The following is a 20,814-nucleotide window of genomic DNA, read 5'->3' as shown; positions in this document are numbered from 1 at the left end:
CGCACCAGGCCCGCTAAGGAGACTTGATGACCGACACGACGCTGCCTCCGTACGGAGGCGCCGGCGGCGACCGGATCGACCCGGTCGACATCCAGCAGGAAATGCAGAACAGCTACATCGATTACGCGATGAGCGTGATCGTCGGCCGCGCGCTGCCCGAGGTGCGCGACGGCCTCAAGCCGGTGCACCGGCGCGTGCTGTACGCCATGTACGACAACGGGTATCGGCCCGACCGCGGCTACGTGAAGTCCGCGCGCCCGGTCGCCGAGACGATGGGTAACTACCACCCGCACGGAGACAGCTCGATCTACGACACCCTCGTACGCATGGCGCAGCCGTGGTCGCTGCGCTACCCGCTGGTCGACGGCCAGGGCAACTTTGGTTCGCGCGGCAACGACGGCGCGGCCGCCATGCGCTACACCGAGTGCAGGCTGACCCCGCTCGCGATGGAGATGCTGCGCGAGATCGACCACGAGACGGTCGATTTCGTACCGAACTACGACGGTCGTTCGCAGGAACCGACCGTGCTGCCGAGCCGGGTGCCCGCGCTGCTGATGAACGGCAGCAACGGCATCGCGGTCGGCATGGCGACCAACATTCCGCCGCACAACCTGCGCGAGCTGGCCGAGGCGATCTACTGGGCGCTGGAAAACTTCGACGCCGACGAAGAGTCCACCCTGGCCGCCTGTATCGAGCGGGTCAAGGGTCCGGACTTTCCGACCTACGGCCTCATCGTCGGTGGTCAGGGCATCCACGATGCCTACTCCACCGGCCGCGGCTCGGTCCGGATGCGCGGTGTGGTCGAGATCGAGGAAGACAACAAGGGTCGCACGACCCTGGTCATCACCGAGCTGCCGTACCAGGTCAACACGGACAACTTCATCAACGCGATCGCCGAGCAGGTACGCGACGGCAAGATCGCAGGCATCTCCGATATCCACGACGAGTCCTCGGACCGTGCTGGCATGCGGATCGTCGTCACCGTCAAGCGGGACGCCGTCGCCAAGGTCGTGCTGAACAACCTCTATAAGCACACTCAGCTGCAGACCAGCTTCGGCTGCAACATGCTTTCGATCGTCGACGGCGTGCCGCGCACCCTGCGGCTCGACCAGATGATCCGGCACTACGTCAAGCACCAGTTGGACGTCATCGTCCGGCGCACCAAGTACTTGCTGCGCAAGGCCGAGGAACGGGCCCACATCCTGCGCGGCCTGGTCAAGGCGCTCGACGCGCTCGACGAGGTCATCGCGTTGATCCGGCGTTCGGCCAACACCGACACCGCGCGCACCGGCCTGATGCAGATGCTCGACATCGACGAGATCCAGGCCACCGCGATCCTCGACATGCAGCTGCGCCGCCTCTCGGCGTTGGAGCGGCAGAAGATCGTCGACGAGTTGGCCAAGATCGAACTCGAAATCGCCGACTTGAAGGACATTCTCGCCAAGCCGGAGCGTCAGCGTGCCATCGTGCGCGACGAGCTGGCCGAGATCGTCGAGAAGTACGGCGACGACCGGCGCACCCGGATCATCGCCGCCGACGGCGACGTGGCCGACGAGGACCTGATCGCCCGCGAGGACGTGGTCGTCACCATCACCGAGACCGGCTACGCCAAGCGCACCAAGACCGACCTCTACCGCAGCCAGAAGCGCGGCGGCAAGGGCGTGCAGGGCGCGGGGCTCAAGCAGGACGACCTGGTCAAGCACTTCTTCATCTCGTCGACGCACGACTGGCTGCTGTTCTTCACGAACAAGGGCCGGGTCTACCGCGCCAAGGCCTACGAGCTGCCCGAGGCCAGCCGGACCGCGCGCGGCCAGCACGTGGCCAACCTGCTCGCCTTCCAGCCGGACGAGAAGATCGCCCAGATCATCCAGCTGAAATCCTACGAAGACTCCCCATACCTGGTGCTCGCCACCAAGAATGGCCTCGTGAAGAAGTCGAAGCTGACCGATTTCGACTCCAACCGCACCGGCGGCATCGTCGCGGTGAACCTGCGCGACGAGGACGAACTGGTCGGCGCCGTGCTGTGTTCGGCCGACGACGACCTGCTGCTGGTGTCGGCGCTCGGCCAGTCGATCCGGTTCTCCGCGACCGACGAGGCGCTCCGCCCGATGGGCCGCGCCACCTCCGGCGTGCAGGGCATGCGGTTCAACGCCACGGATGAACTCTTGTCGTTGAACGTTGTGCGACCGGATACATATCTGCTGGTGGCCACGGCGGGCGGTTACGCTAAGCGGACTGCGATCGAGGAGTACACGGCACAGGGCCGGGGCGGTAAAGGCGTATTGACCGTCCAGTACGACCCCAAGCGTGGCACCCTTGTCGGTGCGCTCATCGTCGAGGACGAGGATGAGTTGTATGCGATCACCTCCGGTGGTGGTGTCATCCGGACGGTGGCCAAGCAGGTTCGCAAGGCTGGACGACAGACCAAGGGCGTGCGATTGATGAACCTCGGCGAGGGCGATACGTTGCTTGCTATCGCGCGCAATGCCGACGAGCCCGATCCCGACCTGCTCGCCGGCGAAGACAGCGACACCGGTTCCTCTGAGTAGTAACCCCACAGCGGCGGCAACGAACGGATCTAAGGATTCCCATTGACCACTCCGAATCAGCCGAATGACGAGCGGCACCAGACGAACGGTGTGACCGAGCGGATCGCACCGTCCCCGATTCCGCCGCGGCCGATCCCACGCCCGGGCTCGTCGGCCGACAACGGCCAGCAGGGCGGGCAGCCGGGTGGCGGCCAGCCGAACGGTGGCCAATCGGGTGGTGCCCAGTCCGCCGCAGGCCAGCAGCGCGGCGGCCAGCCGGGTGGTGCGCAATCCGGCGGCGGGCAGCAACGCGAAATGCAAGACAAGCAAGGCGATTTCGCGGGCCAGCCGAAGGGATCGGAGCAGGCGCCCGGTCACACCGGGCAAGATCCGTTCGATCAGACTGTCCGCATGAACAACTCAGAGCCCGGCGCACCCGAGTCGGGGGATCAGTCCGGTGGCAACGGTGGTGGCCAATCGCCGTTCCAGGACGGCTGGGCACAACTGCCGCAGCGGGAACCACAGTCCAACCTGTACCGGCCCGGTCAGGCGCCGGTCACCGGACGCCCGAGCGGCTCCAGTGCGCCGGCCGGTGGCGGTGGTGGCGGCCTCGGCGGTGGCGTGACCAACGCACGCACCACCGCCGACCTCGCGGCCAAGGCGGCCCGCAAGGAAGCCGCCATGGTGAAGTCGGTCGGCATCGATGGACCGACCCGCAGCATCGCCAGGCCCGAACTGATCAAGGACATGCCGGACCTCTCGGAGATCCGCCACCCGCTGCCGCCGTCGGCCGAGCACACCGGTCCGCAGGGGGCGCCCATCTCGCCCGCGGTGCCGGTCGCGGTCGCCGCGGCCGTCGCCACCGGCGAGCCGCTGCGGGCCACCGTGCAGATCCGCCGGATCGACCCGTGGTCCACGCTGAAGATCTCGCTCGTCATCAGCGTCGCCATGTTCTTCGTCTGGATGCTCGCCGTCGGCCTGCTCTACATCGTGCTCGAAGGCATGGGCGTGTGGGAACGGTTGAACAACACCTTCACCGACATGGTGTCCCAGGACAGCGGGTCGGTCGGGCTCATCGACGCAGGCACGGTCTTCGGCTATGCGGGCGTCATCGGGCTGATCAACGTGGTGCTGTTCACCGCGCTCGGCACCGTCGGTACGTTCATCTACAACCAGTGCTGTGACCTGGTCGGCGGCATCCAGGTGACACTCGCCGACCCCGACTAGAACTCGACCTACCACCGGCCGGTGCCGTCCCGATCCACGGGATGACACCGGCCGTTTTCGGTAGTCGGGACCGCGCGCAACCCAGTTTCCCGCAGCCTCCGCCCAACCATCATGAGTCCCCGTGGCAGCCCTGCTACCAGCCGTTTTGGAGGTAGTGTGCGAGGTCGGGTAATCTCTAGCCTCGGCTCAGGTGGAAGAACACAAGGGTCATACGGGCCTATAGCTCAGGCGGTTAGAGCGCTTCGCTGATAACGAAGAGGTCGGAGGTTCAAGTCCTCCTAGGCCCACTTTCCTCGAACGCCAGATCATCGACTATTTCGCTAGTCTGGATCTGATCCCGCGTCATCAACGCGGTCATCACCTGCTTCTCAGGACACGTCGATAGCTACGACATGACCATGGGAGGCATCGCATGCCCACACCCCGCCCGCGGCCGCGCAAAGACGGCACCGTCGCCTGGCAGGTGTACTTCAACTACTACGACACCGGCGGCATCCGCCGTCAGTCCTCGGAAACGTTCAACGAGTACGGCGAGGCCCTGTTGTGGGCCGATCGGATCGAGCAGGTCGGCCTGACCGAGGCCCGCGCGGAGCTCGCGGGCCAACGGCACATCGATGCCGGGCTCACCCTGCTGGTCCCGTGGCTGATCAAATACGCCGACCGCAGGCTCAGCACCGGCGCCATCTCCGCGGCCGTGCATCGCAAATACCTCGGCTACATCCACAACGACATCGCCCGCTACTTCGGCGAGCGCGCCCCGCTCGAGGCCGTCACCCAGGACACCGACGCCGCCTGGATCGTGTTCCTGAGCCAGGACATCGGCAACAAGCCGAAGACCGTGCAGAACAAGCACGGCTTTCTCTCCGCCGGACTGCGGGCGGCGGTCGAAGAACGCCCCCAGCAGCTGCTGTCGTTCAACCCGTGTTCCGGTACCCGGCTGCCACCGAGGTACGACACCGAGCTCGACATCTTCGACAGCGACGAATGGGAATTGTTCTGGCACCTCATCATCGAGCGGTGGCAGCCCCAAGCCGAGTTCGGACTGGTGTCGATGGCGCGCCCCAGCGAAGTCGGCGCACTGCTCAAAGGCGACATCAACGCCACGACCGGTGCCGTGCGGATCAACAAGGCGTGGAAGGACTCCGGGACCAAGCTCACCCTCGGCAAGCCCAAGACCAAGCGCGGCGTCCGCACGGTGAACGTCCCGCTGTCGACCATCGAGCGTCTCGATCTGTCCGGTGACCCCGGCGATCTGCTGTTCCACACCCGCACCGGGAGGCCGATCACCGCGTCCTACTTCCACGAGAAGGCCTGGCAGCCCGCGCTCAAGCGTCTCGAAGCGCTGGCCTTCGCCGCCGAGGCGTTCAGGAAGAATCAGGACATCCGCGCGCGTGCCTACCTCGCGCCGTTCACCAAGAAGGCGCAGTGGCGCGGCACGGACCCCGAGGAACTGATCGCACGTTACGGCGAGGCGATCGAGTCCCTGTCTGTGAAGCACCTCACCCCGTACACGCTGCGCCACACCGCGATCTCCTGGAAGTTGCAGGACGGGGTGGAGTTGTTCGTCGTCTCCCGCGACGCCGGGCACGAGTCGACCTTCGTCACCGACCGCGTCTACGGGCACAACGACCGTCGCTCCAGCGAAGCAGCCGCCGCCGTCATCGCCAAGCGACTGCCCGCGGCCCGAGCGGCCATGGTCGCCCTCGCCGCCTGACCGACACCGTCACAGCTCCACCGAGCGAAATCCATTGCATTGCATTCCATCCCCACCGAAACGGAATGCAATGCAATGGATTGGAACGGAATCCGATGCTGAAAGCCGTCACCAACGCCATCACCGCACCAGGGCAGTGCCAGTTCCCCGGCTGCACCGCACCCGTCCCCGCCCGGCCGCCCGGCAAGCGCGGCGCGCCCCGCGAATACTGCAACCACCCCGACCACACCGCCGGAAAAGCCTTGCGGCTCAAGCAGAAGCTGACCGCCCGCGAGGCCCGCACCGAAACAGCCCAGCCACCGCTGCGCCCGGTGACCGACGGCGTGATCACCCTGGCCGGACTCCTGGACCGCTACGAACAGCTGCGCACCGAACTCGCTGCGGTCGCCGACGACGCGGCCGAGATGTTCAGCGACCTGACCGACCCCGCGACCGTGGAACGCGAGATCGCCGAGGTGCAGCGGGAAGCCACGGCGCGCGTGGATGCCGCAGAACAGGAACGCGACGACGCGCGCAAAGCCCTGGCGGCCATGGAGCGTCAGCTGAGGCGGGCTGTCGAACTCGAGCAGCTCGCCCTCGCCGCCGCCGAAGAAGCCGAGATCGCGAGGGAAGAAGCCGTCGACCGTCTCGCCGAGGTCGAACAGGATGCGGCCGAACGGATCGCGGCTGCGGAGAAGGATCGGGATGAGGTGTACACCGAAGCCGAGACCGTCCTGACCGAGATGCGCGGACACGTCGATGCGGCTAGTGCCGCGCAGTCGCATGCCGAAGGACAGCGCGACACGGCTCGCCAGCAGCACAACGAGGTGGTCAAGGAGAACAAGGGTCTGCGCGCACAGCTCGATGCCACGCACGCCGACTACCGTGAACAACTCGAGCGGCGTGACGTCGAGTACTCCCGAGCGATCACCGCCGCCCACGCGATGGCCGACCGTGCCGCCCGCGAGCACCGCGATCAGCTCAGCGAGATCATCCGCCGGTATGCCGGGGATCCGAGCAAAACTGCGGTCAGCACAGGAGCCGAGGAAGACCTGTCCGTCGACTAGGACAAGGACAAGGGATGCGGGGCGGCCCGGATGCCGACGTCGGGAGGTCGGCGAATTCGTCCAGGCCGGTGTCGAAAAAATTACCCGCGTCGCTCTGTCCGTAACCCGGTGGAAATCCATATGGCACTACCGATATGTCGTCGCCCCTGATCGGCGGGCGAAGAAGCAGTGGATGGTCGACGCGTGTCGTAGGATCTGTTTTGGCTATTGAGGGGAGCAGTATGCGTTCCGAAGGTGACACCTGGGACATCGTCAGCAGAGTCGGACGGACGGCGCTGTTCGTCGCGGTCTCGCGCGCGGCAGAGTCTAAGCGGCCTGACGCCCTTATCCACGACGAATTCGCCGCGTTGTTCATCACGGCCTCCGGCGACCCGGACGCGAACGCACTGATCAACGATCCAGAACTGTGGGCGCAGAGTCCGCTGAGCACCGGATTCATCGGCCTGCGCAGCAAATTCTTCGACAGCCTCTTTCTCACCGCCGCTGAGAACGGGGTGCGGCAGGCGGTGATTCTGGCAGCCGGACTGGATGCCCGCGCCTACCGTCTGGACTGGCCGCAGGGCATGGTCGTCTACGAGATCGACCAGCCCAAGGTGCTGGATTTCAAGCGGGAGGTACTCGCCGACGAGGGCGCCACGCCCAAGGCCGACCGCCGGGAGGTGGCCGTCGACCTGCGGGAAAACTGGCCTGCCGCGCTCATCGACGCAGGCTTCGATCCGACCATGCCCACCGTGTGGTCGGCGGAAGGTCTGCTGACGTATCTGCCCGGCGCCGCACAGGACGAGCTGTTCACCCGGATAGATCAGCTTTCCGCGCCCGGCAGCAGCCTGGCCAGCGACACCGTCGACATAGACGACGACTTCAAGCAGCTTGCAGACCAACAAGCCGCGCAACTGCGGGATACCCCGTTAGAACAGGTCGACCTCACCGAGCTGTTCTACACGGATGAGCGCGCGGATCCGGCCGAGTGGCTCACAAAACAAGGCTGGACTGCGACCACCGCGTCATCCGGCGAACTAGCCGAACGGTACGGCCGACCTCTCACCAAGGCCCTCAACCCGCTGGCTCGGCTGCTCAACAACATCAAATACATGACAGCGGTCAAACAATCCTGACCAGAGCCAGGGCCAGCGAATCCAGGTGTCCCCGCACCGCGCCCGATATCTGCTGGTGCCGATAATGTGTGGAAAGTAGACGCCGCTTATGACTTCTACTCGGTGGCCTCGCAGACAGTGACACACTGGCACGATCACTGCCAAAGTGCTTCTCGGAGAACATCTCCGTCATGACCCGCTCGCGCTCGAACTCATCGCTGACGGTGTTCACGAACGGTGATGCACGCATCGTGGTTCGCAGGCGGTGCTGGAGTCGATCGGCTACGTGCGCGTGGAGTAGATGATGCCGCTGGTAGGGCTATCGGTCCGGGCGGCCGGTCGATCCAGCGGCCGAACCAGGTCGTCCCAGAAGCGGAAATCTGTGTGCCAGCCATGATCATCGAGCCATTTGCGGGCGCTCGGGCCGAGACCGCCCAGCGATTGCTCCTGGTCGCCGAATGCCAACTGCTTCAGCTCACGGTAGAGGGGCTGGTTCTCGTCGACCTGAATCTGGGACGTATCGAAGTGGCTACCCGGCGCCGACAACTCGGTGATCGTGGCGGCCAAGGAGATGGCGCTCTCGTGCGGTAGATAGACGATGAAGCCTTCCTCGATCCAGGCCGTCGGCACCGCCGGCTGGAAGCCGGAATCTATAAGCGGTCCCACCCAATCGCATCGAAGATCGACAGGTACAGTGCGGCGTTGACAACCGGTCACGGGCGATAGTCGTTGCAGCATCGCGTCTTTGAAGGCAAAAACCTCAGGCAAGTCGAGCTCGAACCAAGTCAGATCCGCAGGCGTGCGCATCCGGAATACCCTGGTGTCGAGTCCGGCCCCCAGCGCGACAACCTGGCGGCAACCGGACTCGACCGCAGCATGTGTCCGATCGTCGACAAGTCGGACCTCTACAGTGCGTCGCTCGTAGAACCGATCGGTCAAGCCCTCGATCATCGCCCAGCTCTCCGCGGATCCCGGCGGTGCCGCAGGTGCGAGGTAGCCCTTACGGGCCGCCTCGACGAAAACACGAGCGTAGGGGTCGTCGTACAGCCGATCACTACGCTCGGATTCCTTTGCTCGGATTCCAGCGACACCAATGGCGGTGGCACCAACACCCCGGATCGGCTCCATGGTGTCCATCGATATCCCCCCTTTGACGCCAGCGATACCGGGGCTGAGCTGCGTCCAGAATCCTATTCTGTTGCGCCGCAACGTCTATGGCCGATCGAGGCGCAACACTAATCATCCCAGCCATGCGGCGCTGACACCAGGTGGCTACACAAGTGCAGTCGGGCCCTTGCGAGAAACGTCATCGAACAGAGGCTGAGGTCTGGCAGCAACATACTGCAATGCCGCCGGAGCGGTTGTTCTCAGCAGAGTGCGGAGGAACCGTAGGGAGTAAGTCCCATCCAGAATCGGCCGCTAACCCGAATGCGCGTGGGACAACATATTGCAGATCTCGGTACCTCGCCCTCGGCCTTGACCACCGTGTTCCAGCACATGAGGCGTCGCCTATCCAGACTATTCAACAGGGCATCACCCCTCGGAGTACCTGCCGTTTGGTCAGCAAAAGTCCACCCGACAGGGTGGTAGTCGGGCTGTGGGGGTCGGCGGACACTGGAGTGGGAAGTCGTATCTGCTAGGGAGGGACATAGGCATGATCGGGCTGTCGGGAATTGGTCGGGTATCAGATGTTCTTCGTCGGATAGTGGGGGGCAGGACTGTGGTGACCGGCGCAGACCCCGACACTGAGGGCCGGAGCAGCGCCGCGCCGATCGCGACCGCGCCGCATCGGTTTCCTGTACTGGGACATCTAGTGCCGCTGCTGCGCGATCCCCTGGGCTTCATGGTGTCGCTGCCCGCGCACGGTGACCTGGTCCGTATCGGACTCGGGCCGGTGACCGCAGTGGTGGTCTGCGATCTTGAACTGACCCGGTACGTGCTGCTTCATGACAGCATTTTCGACAAGGGAGGGCCGCTATTCGACCGAGGGCGCGAGTTGGTTGGGGAGGGCTTGGCGAACTGTGCGCATGCAAAACATCGTCGACAACGGCGTCTGCTGCAGCCAGCGTTCCATTCGAAACGCATTGCCGGTTACGCGTCTGTCATGGCGCAGAAGATCTCCGAACTGGTCGATTCCTGGCAGGACGGAGAGGTCGTCGATGTGAAAGCACAACTGCACACCTTCGCCGCGCGCGTGATCGCGGCGACACTGTTCGACGAGGCGATCTCGGATGCGACGCAGGAGCGGCTACTCCACGATGTCGAGGCGGTCTTCGTCGGTGCCATGCGTCAGGCGATGATGCCATTGTGGATGCGTCGGCTGCCGATCCTGGGCAACCGCGCCTGCGTGGAGGCGGCCGCCGAGGCGCGCGCCATTCTTGGTGAGCTGGTCGTAGAACGCCGCGCCGAGGGCGTCGATCGCGGTGATCTGTTCTCGGCGTTGGTATTCGCCCACGACAGTGAAGGGGGTGGGCAGTTGAGTGACGACGAGATCGTTGATCAGGTGTTGACGTTTTTCTTCGCAGGCACCGACACGAGTGCTGCGACGTTGGCGTGGGCGTTGGTCTTGCTCGACCAGCATCCCGACTGCGCCGCTCGTGTATACGCCGAGGTCGACGCTGTTCTAGCTGGCAGATCCGCCGGGCACGAGGACATGGCGAGCTTGCAGTTCACCCGCCAGGTGATCACTGAAACCTTACGGCTGCGCCCACCGGCCTGGCTGCAGACTCGGACGGTGACCGAGGACACGGAACTCGGAGAGCATCGGCTGGTTGCTGGTACCTCCGTGATCTACAGCGCTTATCTGATCCACCACCTGCCCGATTTGTATCCCGACCCTGAGCGGTTCGACCCTGACCGATTCGATCCCGGCCTCGCCGCTCCACCTCCACGCAATGCGTTGCTGCCGTTTGCCACCGGCGCTCGCAAATGTATCGGCGATAACTTCGCCGTGACCGAGGCGACCCTGGCCTTGGCCACCATCGCTGCTCGGTGGCGGCTAGAGACCATTCCCGGCAGTGACACCACGCCCACCATGGCTGTTGTGCCGCAACCTCGGCAACTGCGGATGCACGCCACTGCGCGTGCACCACAGCCCTCCCGATCCGAAGGAACCACCCCGGTGGGCTGAGACGTGGATCGACTCGCCTGGCGTCCTCTGCGGCGGGAAAGGGCACACCCTCGCAGGGCGAAGGATCGATGTGCTGCCGAACGTCCGCGATTAGCGATCTAATCGATTGTTGTCCTCTGCGTACAGGTTTCGTGCGACACATTGTTGACATGAATGTGTGCCGTGGTATGGTGTCCGGTTCGCCGCACATGCGCATGGAGGAGACTGCGGCCGTGGATGCAGTCGATGGAAGACAATCTCAGGTACTGTCACTCGCCGCATATGTCCCAAGGGGTCTGGGCTCGGCTCTGACGCGATCTCGGTCGGTACGAACGAAATCCGATCCTGAGGACATCGCGGCTGGGCTGGGCGCGGTCGCCGGGCCGAATGGCGGTTGCCTGAAAGGGTCGTAGCAGCAGTGATGCAGTGTTTAGATGAAAGACAGTGCGCATGCGTGGGCTGAGCTGCCAGTGCTTGGGGTTTGGACATCCCAGGACAGGATGCGGAAGGGGAGCTTCGGTATGAAAGAGAGATCGGGCCGCCGCGGACGTGAGGGCAACGATGACCCCGCGGACGTGTGTGTGCTGGAACTGCCTGCAACATTACGGCAAATCCGTGACCACAAGAAGATATCGCGGGCAAAGACATACAGACGTCTCGATGAGGCAGCGACCCCGAACTACCTGTATGAACTCGAGCGTGGTTTATACAAGCCTAGTCAGACCATGCTCGACGGTCTCGTCACCGGCTACCATCTGAACAAGGATCAGGCGCGTTACCTGCACGAACTCAGTTATCCATCGGTGGATCTCGAGTCGGAGGAGGAACTGAGGAGGCGAGTGACGTCGCGAGCAGAGTTCTCTGCTCATCTGCAAGATATGCAGAAGCGAGGCATGCCCGGCGCCTACATGGACCCGGTTTTCAACGTGCTCATGTGCAACGATCTGCTCCGTTCGGTATTGCCTGGTCTGGACGAAGCGGGATCGATTTTGGTGTGGATGTTCTCTTCCGTGGCCAAGGAACTGGTTGTCGATTGGGAAAGACACGCCCCCGGTGCGATTGCCATGACCAAAGGCGTTCTTGCTCGCTACCGCCATACTGAACAAGCCGAGAAGGTGCTGCGAAAACTTAGTCATGACGACGATTTTCGTAGAATCTGGGTATCGAATATAGATGTCGTCTACGGTCGTGACAGTACTATTCTGAAGTACTTTCGGGTTCCCGGATCCAATAAGGTGGTGGGGTATAGCATCAGGATGTCAGAGGTGCCCGAAACCTCGAACCTGATGATGCTCACTGTGGTTCGCAAGCAGGTTGTTGAGAGTCTCCCTGACTCGTCAGAGTAAGAGGATGTCAATCCTCCTGGGGACTGATGGATTACGGTCGTCGGCGATCTTTCTGTGGCGGTATCTCTCTACGACGCCGGGTTGCGATCCTTTGCGGGGGGCGCGAGTCCCCTTGCTGAGCAGGCTTGGCTGCACGGGATTTTCGGTATGTGCTCGCCGGCCGTGAGATTTCGAGGGCGGCGCGTATATCGCTGGCGGTGAGGAACCAACTTCGGCCCGCTTTGTGTCCCGGGAAACGTCCGGATTTGAGCTGCTCGGTATACCAGCGCGTGGACTTCCGCAACGCACGTGCGCCAACCGATACCGGAAACGTGTCTTCAGGAACCAGATGATCAGAAGGGGTCCGAGCCCCGTTACCGCGATTGCGCGTCATGTCGGCAGGTCCTTGTCGCCAGGCTTCCAGTGGATCGGCACGGGATCACACACGGTTTTCGCAGGTTGTTCGAGCCCGGATCGGTCACGAGATGCCAGGTGCTGGACTGCCACAGACCAACACCGCCCCTGCGCTCCGATAGAGGGGAATGCCTTGGCGCGAGGGCTTGCGGACCGGTTACTGAAGTCGCTGGTGGGGACGATCGGCACCGGCGAGCTACCCCGCTCCCGACCATCGGGTCAGGAGAGATGCAGTGCTGCATCGTCTTTGGGGAAGCCGAAATAAAGCAGCACACTGCGAGACTCAGTGGAGTGGCTGAAGTTGTAGGCGGTGACCACCTTGCTGACCGTATCGCGCAGACGCAGCAGGTCGTTGGTGTCTCGGCCATAGGCGATGTCAATACTTGCGGCCCATCGGTACTGGAACTCCTTGGTATTCCGAAGGCTTCGGAGCAAACCGTGTCCTTGCTGGGCGGCACGATAGCGGCCAAGGACTCCTTTAATGCCCGCCACACAATGATCTGCTTCGTGCTCCCAATCGGCAACCACCTCTTTGGCCATGGAGCTGAACAGCCACACCGGATACGATCCGGCCTCTTCGATCCCGGCCATCGCTGTCCGAAATAGGTTGTTGCAGGCCAACATAGACGCCATCTGGTCGACGTATGCGCCGAGCACGCCCAGGGACTCCAGGTCGCGCAGATGTGCCATTTGGGCGGCATTGGTCGTTACGCGGTGGCGGAGCTCGTGTACGGGTTCGAGATGTTCGGCCGGGGCGTGAAGTTCACGCAGGTGGCGGCGTTGTCCACTGTCGAGGTCGTAACCGTCGATGATCGTATCGAGAAGTTCCATACTCGGGATTTGGCCTCGAGTTTCAATCCTGAACAGATAGGGCGTGCTGAGACCGAGGAGCTTGCACGCTTCCTCTCGGGTCAGGCCTAGATACTCGCGGAAGTGGCGGCAAGTGGGGCCCAACGTCGGGATGCTGGGCCTTCGCCAAGGCTTGTTGGGTAGTAGGTTCGGCTTCCGACTCACGCGGAGTCCCCCTGTTCGGTGTCATCCGCTATGGAGCGGACAGAGATACGCTATTCGATTGCCCTCCCATGGATGGTTTGTTCCTACCAGACTGGCCACAAACCAGCAAGAACTGTCATCTGGAAGTTGGCAGAAGATTAGCTGTCGCGCATGCCCGGAGGAACATCCCTACGGCACAGCTTCACGCCGGGAATAAGTTTCGGAAGAATTGTTTTTCACGGTCCAAGTATCAAACGGGCGTCAAACCGCCTGGTTACGCATGGTTTCGCGATTTGATACTGCGACCGTTAACAAAAAGGGGATGAGTCCGAAGTCTGGTCAAACCGGTGCTTCCAGAGTTTGGATGGAGGTGCTCGTCCAAACCGATTGAGAGGAAGTTGAATTGGATCCCTTCGTGATTCTGGGGTGGGTTAACGCCGGACTGTCTTTGTTGAGCAACGGACTGTCCGTCGCCTACCAAGCACTGGCCTTGGTCCTCCCCTTCATCTGACGCAAACGCCTGAGAAGCGAGCCTCCCAGGAGCGAATTCGCGACTGGGAGGTGCGTGTAGCGGGAGTCCGTGGCGTTCGTTTACCAATTCTTTATTGCACCTTCGGGACGAAGGGTCTATTCATCATGCCCAGATCAAGGAAACGCACGAGCTCCGACCGTTGTAGCCCTCGTGCCGAGAATCGGCGGAGCGGTTGTAAACCATTGAGTAACAGTACTTTTCGTGGAAGCCGGGTAGTCCTGGTGGGTGCGGTGCCCCTCGTGATCGCATTCGCGGCGGCGGGGCCTGCCAGCGCCGCAACCTCACCGGCTGCCATTGCCGATCAGCCGGGCGTGACTAGCCCCTCACAGCCGGGTACGACTGCCCCCCCGCCTCCGCCACCTGCTGCGGCACCCGAATCGCCACCTGCGCCGCAGGTCTACTATTCGCAACCACCCGAGGTGCGCAACGAGGGTCCATCCCGTCCGGCCCCACGGGCGGACGCGCCGGTTGAGCCGATTCAGATCGAGGAGCTGCACCTTCCGGAGCCAGTGCCGCCGGTTGCACCAATCGAAGCTCCAGAGAACACGATTCGGATTGGGCAATGGCAAGCTCCTCGTCCGGACTGGCTGCCTCCCGAATGCGCGGACACCATCAATGGCGTGGCTGCGGGCGCCGAAGCCCAGGTCGCGACGGCCCTGGATTCGATCGGCATTCCCGCCGGGCGATCCGATCGTGTCAGCGGCGCAACACTGGCGGGCGCAGGAATCGGCGGCGCGGCAGGCGCAGTAGTCGCTGGCGCACCGGTGGCGGCCGCTGGCGCGGTAGTGGGCGGGCTGATCGGAGGAACGATCGGCGGGATAGCCGGGGCAGCTCTCGGGACGGTCATCCCGGTACCGATCATCGGCACAATCACTTCCGGAGTAGCAGGAACTGCACTTGGTGCCGCCGCGGGTGCGGCCGCCGGAGCCGCCGTGGTCGGTATACCCGCCGCAGCGGTAGGCGCGATCGCGGGCGGCACCGTCGGCGCGGGTTTCGGTGCCGGCGTGGGAGTGGGGCAATCATGACCACTAATGCCACGAGAAGGCGAAGTGCCGCAACGGTAGTGGCGGCCATGACCGCTGGGAGTGTCGTCGCCGCGATGACAGCCACGGGGAGTGCGACGGCGGTGCCGATCGGGCCCGGCTGTCCCGCCCTGTATGTCGTGGGAGTCCAGGGGACGGGGCAGTCGTCACCGGGGGCGGATCCATTGGCCGACACCGGGATGCTCGGTGCGCTGCTGGCTCCGGTCCTCGCTGCTGTCCCAGATTTGGTGCAGCGCAGCTACATCGCCTATTCCGCGGGATTCGGAGGTGTGGTACCTGGAGGAGGAGCTGCCCCGTATTCGGTGTCGGTTGCCGAGGCTCGCCATCAACTCGACGCGGCGGTGACCCAGATCGCCGAGGCGTGCCCGACAACGATGATCGCGGGGATCGGCTATTCCCAAGGCGCGCAAGCGGTATCGAGCTTCGCCGCCGACGTCGGCGCGGGCGCTGGACCGATCGGGCCGGACCGGATCGCGGGCATCGCTTTGTATTCCAGCCCTGACCGCGCTCCGGATGCCCCGGTCTTCCCGGGACGTCCCGGCCAGATCACACCGGACCCCGCGCCAGGTACCAGCGGTGGCGCAGTCGCGGGCGTGGCGATCACCAATCCTGCAGCCAGCGGCGGAGGCATTGCCGACGGCCACACCGGCTACGGAGCATTGACCGGCCGCGTCGCCGACATCTGCACCGACGGTGATCTGGCGTGCTCGGCGCCTGACCGAGCCGCGCTTTTGCGGGTCGGAGCCGAGATCGCTGCCCAAGCCGATCTACGCGATCCCGTCACTGCCCTCGGCTCGCTACAGGCGGTGTTCTCCGCGGCGCTCGGTGATGCCTGGACAGCGGTCGTGCTCGGCGATTTTCAGGTCGGCGGCGGCAACGTCGACTACGTCCCGCAGCTGTCGCTGGCGGACCGGCTGGTCGAAGCCGCCGACCCGCGACAATCCGTTCCGGCCGAACGGGGTGCTGCTCAAGGGCGATGGAACGAGATCACCGCGACCGTCGCAGCCAACCCGATCGGACTACTCCCCAAGCTCGCCGGCCAACTATCCACAGCCTGGGGGCAGCTCGTCGCTGACAACGCCGACCTGGTCAGCCCCGGGGTGTGGTTGCGCTACGCCGACACCGTCGCCCGCCACACCGGATACGCGGCCAGCGGCCAACTGAACTCGGGCATTGCCTGGATGATCGCCCTCGCCCACGACATCGCCGGGAGCCGATGATGAGCCAGCCAGATGAGTTCTACCGCGGCAGAGTCGGATTCGAACACCTGCCCGGCACAATCTTGCGCCGCAGGGCAGTGGACATGTCGAGTCTGGTGGGCGGTGGCCGTGCCTGGCAGATCGTCTACGCCACCCGCACCGCTTTCGCCGCTCCGATCCCAGCTTCGGGGATCGTGATCTCTCCGGCTACCGTCGAAGTGGTCGGCACCGGCCCAACCCTGGTGTACTGCACCCGATTCCACGGACTCGGTGGCAGCTGCGCACCGTCACAGCTGTTGGCGCGTGGTGAGGAGCCCGAAGCCGGATTCGTTACCGCGGCCTTGCAGCGCGGATGGACCGTCGCGGTACCCGACGGACCAGGCTTGGGAATGACCGACCTCGGTCCCTACCAATTCCTGGCCGGTCACGCGGGCGCGCACGCCACGCTCGACCTCGCACGTGCCGTACGCGATATGCCAGAGCTGAACTCGGCCGAGAGCCCCTGCGCGGTATGGGGTTTCGCCGATGGCGGCCGGACCGCGATCTGGGCTGGAGAAGCTCAGCCCGACTATGCCGCGGAGCTGGATCTGCGCGGCGTCGCCGCCGGTGCCGTGGTCGCCGATCCCGGCACGTTGATTCCCGAGATCGACGGCGGTCCATGGGCGGGGCTGGCACTGGCCGGATTGATCGGGCTCGGCCGCGCCTACCGGCACCTACCGGTCGACCACATCCTGCTCGAATCAGGGCGCCAGGTCATCAAACGAGCATCGAAGCTGGACGCCGCCGATATCCAGGCCGACTACCGGCATCAACCATTGGGCCAGTGGTGCGAACGCCCCGACCCCTGGAACGACGCGATGTGGCGTTACGTACTGGCCAACGAGAAAAGCGCCCGCGTGGCACCGCGAGTTCCCGTGCATCTGTACCACGGCACCGAAGACGCACTCGTTCCTGTCGAGATGGGCCGACAGCTCTTCGCCGCCTATCGCGCACTCGGCGTCGATCTGAGCTGGCGCGAATACCACAACAGCCACCTCGGTACCGCAGCCGACGGAGCGAGCGAAGCCATCTCGCGACTGGCCAACTACCTGCAACGACGCCCCACACCAGCCGCGCCGACGACACCACCAGCCACTCAGACCACCTGAATCGCCCGCCCGCACCCAGTTCCCAACCCCCGCCTGGGTGCGGGCAGGGCCCCTCACAACCCCTCCAAGGAGGTGAGAACACCATGCACAGCACCCTGAAAACCTGGGCCACCCCACGGACAAGAGTGCGCTTGACGGCAACAGCGATGGCGCTGTTGGCCCTTTCCGCTCTGGTTACGAGCACCGCTACCGCAGCACCTGAGTCCAGCGTGCCGATCGGAGCGAAGTGCCCCGCCTTGTACGTGTGGGGAGTCCAGGGGGGTGATGAGTCGAGCCCGGATGCACAGCTCAGCAGTGACAGCGGCGCGCTGGGTCAGGTATTCGGACCGCTCGCGGCCAAGGCCGGGGAGATGGTGCAACGCGCCTACATCCCCTTCGGCTACGACGGCAACGGCACTGCGCTGCCCTACGAGGACGCGGTCACCGCGGCGGCGCAACGCCTCGAGGACTCCGCCGCCGAACTCGTGCGGCGCTGCCCAGCAACTAAGCTCGCCGCCGCGGGCTATACCCAGGGCGCCCCCGCAGTGTCGCGATTCGCCCAGCACGTCGGTAGCGGGTCAGCGGCGGTCAGCCCCGACCAGGTCGCGGGAATTGCGTTGCTCGCCAACCCGACTCGCTCCGCGAACACCCCCGTTCTGCCCGGTCGCCCACAAGCCAACACCCCAGCCTCCGCACCCGGCACAGGGGGACAAAAGACGGCCACAGTGTCGCTGAACAACCCGCCGCTGTCCGGCGCCGGAATCAGCGCATCACCGCAGGTCAATTACGGGTCCCTGACCGGTCGAGTCGCCGATCTGTGTGTGGCAGGCGATGCCACCTGCGATGCCCCCACTGGGGGGCCCTTGGCCACGACCGTCGCGAACATCGCGGCACGATCGGACCTGCGCGATCCGATCGCGGCGATTTCCACTGTCGCGGACGCGCTCTCGGCGACCGCCTTCACCACCGCAGTCGAGGTCATCAACGACGACATCCACGGCACCAGCCTCGACCAGCTGTCCTACGAGCCCGCCAAACCGCTCGGTCAGCGCCTCGCCGAAGCGTCCCAGCCGAACGCGACACCTCCTGGCCCGCACGATGCGTTGGCGGCGCTGATGAAACTGGGCACCATCGGGTTGAACGCCGTGATCTCGGTCGCGCAGAAGGTGATCACACCCGAAACCATCGGCGAACTCGCGGTCGTCGGAATGGCCAACCCGTGGGCCGCCGTCGCCGCACTCGGCGCGAAAGTCGCCGACGCCGTGGTGCAACTCGTGCCGCCCCAATCCGCGAGCCGCTGGATCAACGAGGCGTTCGACGCAATCACCAGCACCGTCACCGACCAGCGCGAGCTCTACAGCCTGGCCAGTGCCGCCCAATACAGCTCCACCACCGGCCGCCACGGCTCCTACCAAAGTGCGCCCGCCACCCCCACCGGCAGCTCACCCCTGGCCGCGGCCGCCCAGTGGTTCACCGCCCTGGCCCAAGACCTCGCCCAAACCTCACCAGCGCTCACCGCGCCGCAACCCCCGACCAGCACCAGCACTGCGACGACACCGTCCAGTGGTGGTCGTTAAACCCCTTCGGGCGCACCGGATCAGTTGGCGACCCCACTCTTCTTTCTATCCGTCACTGATTCTCTCTCCCCGGCACCGCGCCCGGAGGGCCCTCAACCAACAGATCGCCACGATCACCCGCGAAGGAGGCACCGCTCATGCCCAGCACCCATACATCGCACGACTACCAGATCGAACACGGCTGGGGATGGCTGCACCCGACTGAACCTGCTGCCGTACAACCGATCTCGTCCATCGTCGTCGATGGCGACGAGATCCCCGCCGGGGCGGAATGGCAATGGGTCAACCCCGACGCCGATCCACCGCCACCGGAGGTCGAATCACCGACCAAGTTGCGGCGCTGGTGGATGTGGATCGCGATCACCACCGTGCTGAGTACCGCCAGTGTCGGCATCTGGGTCGGAGCCACCGCCGGAAACCCGGACACACCCACGGTGCTGCCTACGGCGACTGCCGCACCGCCGACCTCAATGGCCGCAGCGGTCGGCAGCGCCTGCACCGGCTTGTCCGGGGCGACGGTCACCGACAAGGCCGGCGACACCGCCAGCCTCACAGGAGTAATCGCGGCGTTCGAACACGCCTACTACGTCCAGCGTGACGCCGCGGCCGCACTGGCGTTGGTCGCCCCAGCCGCGGGACTGGTCGTCGATGCGCTCGCGGCGGGAATCGCGTCGATTCCGCCCGGCACCACGCACTGCGTCGCGATCACCCCGATCGCCGACAGTGCCGCCGCAGAAGTGCACCTGGTCGAACGCCACCCCGACGGCACACGCATGGACTACCTGCAACTGATCAACGTCGGGGTCGGCGAGCGGGGCACCGTCATCACCAACATCCAGAAGCGGGGCTGAACCGATGAACGCCGCCCCACTCCAGCTCCACAGGGATACCCCGGCACCGGGCCGACTGGATCCAGCCACGATCGTCGGACCGGAACGAATGGCACCGGTACGCGAAACCGCACTGCCCACCACCGCCGAACACCCACCGCTGTTCGCGGTCCTCGGCGCGCACGGCGGCGCAGGCGCCTCGACGCTGGCCCGCTGGTGGGCACCGGCAGCGGACACCGGCTTGGCCTGGCCCGCCTCACCACGCACCACCCAACGTGTCCTCGTCGCCGCGCGGCTGTGCATGCCCGGGCTCACCGCCGCCGCGGAACGCTTGCGCGAGTGGCACGCCGGATACGCCCCCGACGGAGTCACGGTGATCGGGCTGGTGCTGACCGCGGCCCGGCCCGGCACGGTCCCCGCCGCAGTGCGCCGCTACCGCAGCGTAGTCGCCGAGCTGACCGACGACGTCTACTACATCGGCTGGCACGACGAACTCGTCGTCCTCGACCTCGCCGAGATCGCCCGATACAGCCCCTTCGATCCCGCCCCCGCCCGCCGCAAATCCCGGCTCACCGAGGCGGTTCCCCTCGACGTGCACCGAGCCGGCGCACACATCATCAGCCGACTCGCAGCCAGTCACGCTGCAACACAACATGATTCGGAGGATCAATCATGAGTACCGCGCACGCGGTCAGTGAGGCGCTCACCTTTCTCGCAGAAATCCAGATCACACCGACCAGCCCGCCGGAAATGGGCAAGTTCGTCAACCTGGTCAATTACCTGGCGTGGTTCGTGTCTCTTGCCGGGATCGCGGCGGTGATCTATGGCGGCGGCAAATTCGGTTGGGAACGCTTTCACGGCGGCGCTGTCGAATCACCCAAGATCATCATGGCAGCCCTTGTAGGCGGCATCATCGCCACCAGCGCCGGACCGATCATGAACAACGTGGTCAGCGCAAGTGGATAACACCATGTGCGCCTTTCGGATTCATCCCCATCCGTGCACAGACGTGTTCGGCGATCGGACCGAACGCAATATCACTCGATGCCGTCGACC

The 20,814-nt window shown here is 64.7% G+C and carries 16 protein-coding genes and 1 tRNA gene; 15 read left to right on the top strand and 2 right to left on the bottom strand.

Annotation, left to right across the window (positions count from 1 at the left end; all coding sequences use genetic code 11):
• Positions 1–26: 26 nt before the first annotated feature.
• From gyrA to ACIA8C_RS10080, 6 genes are all read left to right on the top strand, one after another.
• Entirely contained in the window at positions 27–2,549 is a 2,523-nt protein-coding gene (gene gyrA, locus ACIA8C_RS10105; RefSeq protein ID WP_397132998.1) for a DNA gyrase subunit A, read from the top strand.
• Between the two features lie 42 nt (positions 2,550–2,591).
• Positions 2,592–3,755, top strand: coding sequence for a DUF3566 domain-containing protein (locus tag ACIA8C_RS10100; RefSeq protein WP_397132996.1), 1,164 nt, complete (start codon positions 2,592–2,594; stop codon positions 3,753–3,755).
• A gap of 213 nt (positions 3,756–3,968) precedes the next feature.
• Positions 3,969–4,042: transfer RNA gene (locus ACIA8C_RS10095), tRNA-Ile, on the top strand.
• Positions 4,043–4,167: 125 nt separating this feature from the next.
• Positions 4,168–5,469, top strand: a complete 1,302-nt coding sequence (xerC, locus tag ACIA8C_RS10090) for a tyrosine recombinase XerC (protein ID WP_397132994.1) — start codon at positions 4,168–4,170, stop codon at positions 5,467–5,469.
• Between the two features lie 95 nt (positions 5,470–5,564).
• Positions 5,565–6,515, top strand: coding sequence for a hypothetical protein (locus ACIA8C_RS10085; protein ID WP_397132992.1), 951 nt, complete (start codon positions 5,565–5,567; stop codon positions 6,513–6,515).
• Positions 6,516–6,736: 221 nt separating this feature from the next.
• The gene (locus ACIA8C_RS10080) at positions 6,737–7,630 is read left to right on the top strand and encodes a class I SAM-dependent methyltransferase (protein ID WP_397132990.1); all 894 of its coding nucleotides are present in this window, start codon (positions 6,737–6,739) and stop codon (positions 7,628–7,630) included.
• A gap of 261 nt (positions 7,631–7,891) precedes the next feature.
• On the opposite strand, the gene ACIA8C_RS10075 is transcribed toward ACIA8C_RS10080, so the two are convergent.
• Positions 7,892–8,737 (bottom strand): SAM-dependent methyltransferase, encoded by an 846-nt coding sequence (locus ACIA8C_RS10075; protein WP_397133786.1) that lies wholly within the window; start codon positions 8,735–8,737, stop codon positions 7,892–7,894.
• Between the two features lie 595 nt (positions 8,738–9,332).
• On the opposite strand from ACIA8C_RS10075, the gene ACIA8C_RS10070 reads away from it, so the two are divergent.
• Complete coding sequence (locus ACIA8C_RS10070; RefSeq protein WP_397132988.1) at positions 9,333–10,739, top strand: cytochrome P450; 1,407 nt, start codon at positions 9,333–9,335, stop codon at positions 10,737–10,739.
• 500 nt (positions 10,740–11,239) lie between these two features.
• A complete protein-coding gene (locus ACIA8C_RS10065) occupies positions 11,240–12,064 on the top strand; it encodes a hypothetical protein (protein ID WP_397132986.1) in 825 nt (274 codons plus the stop codon).
• Between the two features lie 612 nt (positions 12,065–12,676).
• On the opposite strand, the gene ACIA8C_RS10060 is transcribed toward ACIA8C_RS10065, so the two are convergent.
• A complete protein-coding gene (locus ACIA8C_RS10060) occupies positions 12,677–13,471 on the bottom strand; it encodes a helix-turn-helix domain-containing protein (RefSeq protein ID WP_397132984.1) in 795 nt (264 codons plus the stop codon).
• 1,131 nt (positions 13,472–14,602) lie between these two features.
• On the opposite strand from ACIA8C_RS10060, the gene ACIA8C_RS10055 reads away from it, so the two are divergent.
• The 7 genes from ACIA8C_RS10055 (at position 14,603) to ACIA8C_RS10025 (ending at position 20,724) form a co-directional block, all read left to right on the top strand.
• Complete coding sequence (locus ACIA8C_RS10055) at positions 14,603–15,007, top strand: hypothetical protein (RefSeq protein WP_397132982.1); 405 nt, start codon at positions 14,603–14,605, stop codon at positions 15,005–15,007.
• 74 nt (positions 15,008–15,081) lie between these two features.
• Complete coding sequence (locus ACIA8C_RS10050; protein WP_397132981.1) at positions 15,082–16,245, top strand: cutinase family protein; 1,164 nt, start codon at positions 15,082–15,084, stop codon at positions 16,243–16,245.
• A complete protein-coding gene (locus ACIA8C_RS10045; protein WP_397132979.1) occupies positions 16,245–17,372 on the top strand; it encodes a lipase family protein in 1,128 nt (375 codons plus the stop codon). The genes ACIA8C_RS10050 and ACIA8C_RS10045 overlap by 1 nt, the downstream gene beginning before the upstream one ends.
• 209 nt (positions 17,373–17,581) lie before the next feature.
• Positions 17,582–18,928, top strand: a complete 1,347-nt coding sequence (locus ACIA8C_RS10040) for a cutinase family protein (RefSeq protein ID WP_397132977.1) — start codon at positions 17,582–17,584, stop codon at positions 18,926–18,928.
• Positions 18,929–19,065: 137 nt separating this feature from the next.
• Positions 19,066–19,779 carry a hypothetical protein gene (locus ACIA8C_RS10035; RefSeq protein ID WP_397132975.1) on the top strand — a complete coding sequence of 238 codons (714 nt, stop codon included), beginning with the start codon at positions 19,066–19,068 and terminating at the stop codon, positions 19,777–19,779.
• Positions 19,780–19,867: 88 nt separating this feature from the next.
• Positions 19,868–20,434 carry a hypothetical protein gene (locus ACIA8C_RS10030; protein ID WP_397132973.1) on the top strand — a complete coding sequence of 189 codons (567 nt, stop codon included), beginning with the start codon at positions 19,868–19,870 and terminating at the stop codon, positions 20,432–20,434.
• Positions 20,431–20,724, top strand: a complete 294-nt coding sequence (locus ACIA8C_RS10025; RefSeq protein ID WP_397132971.1) for a hypothetical protein — start codon at positions 20,431–20,433, stop codon at positions 20,722–20,724. Before ACIA8C_RS10030 ends, ACIA8C_RS10025 begins: the two co-directional genes overlap by 4 nt.
• Positions 20,725–20,814 lie beyond the last annotated feature (90 nt).

Origin of the sequence: Nocardia sp. NPDC051321 (genome assembly GCF_044455225.1) — a bacterium.
Classification (GTDB): Bacteria; Actinomycetota; Actinomycetes; order Mycobacteriales; family Mycobacteriaceae; genus Nocardia.
The sequence above is the reverse complement of the archived record's forward strand: the minus strand, read 5'-3'. Positions and strand labels throughout refer to the sequence as shown.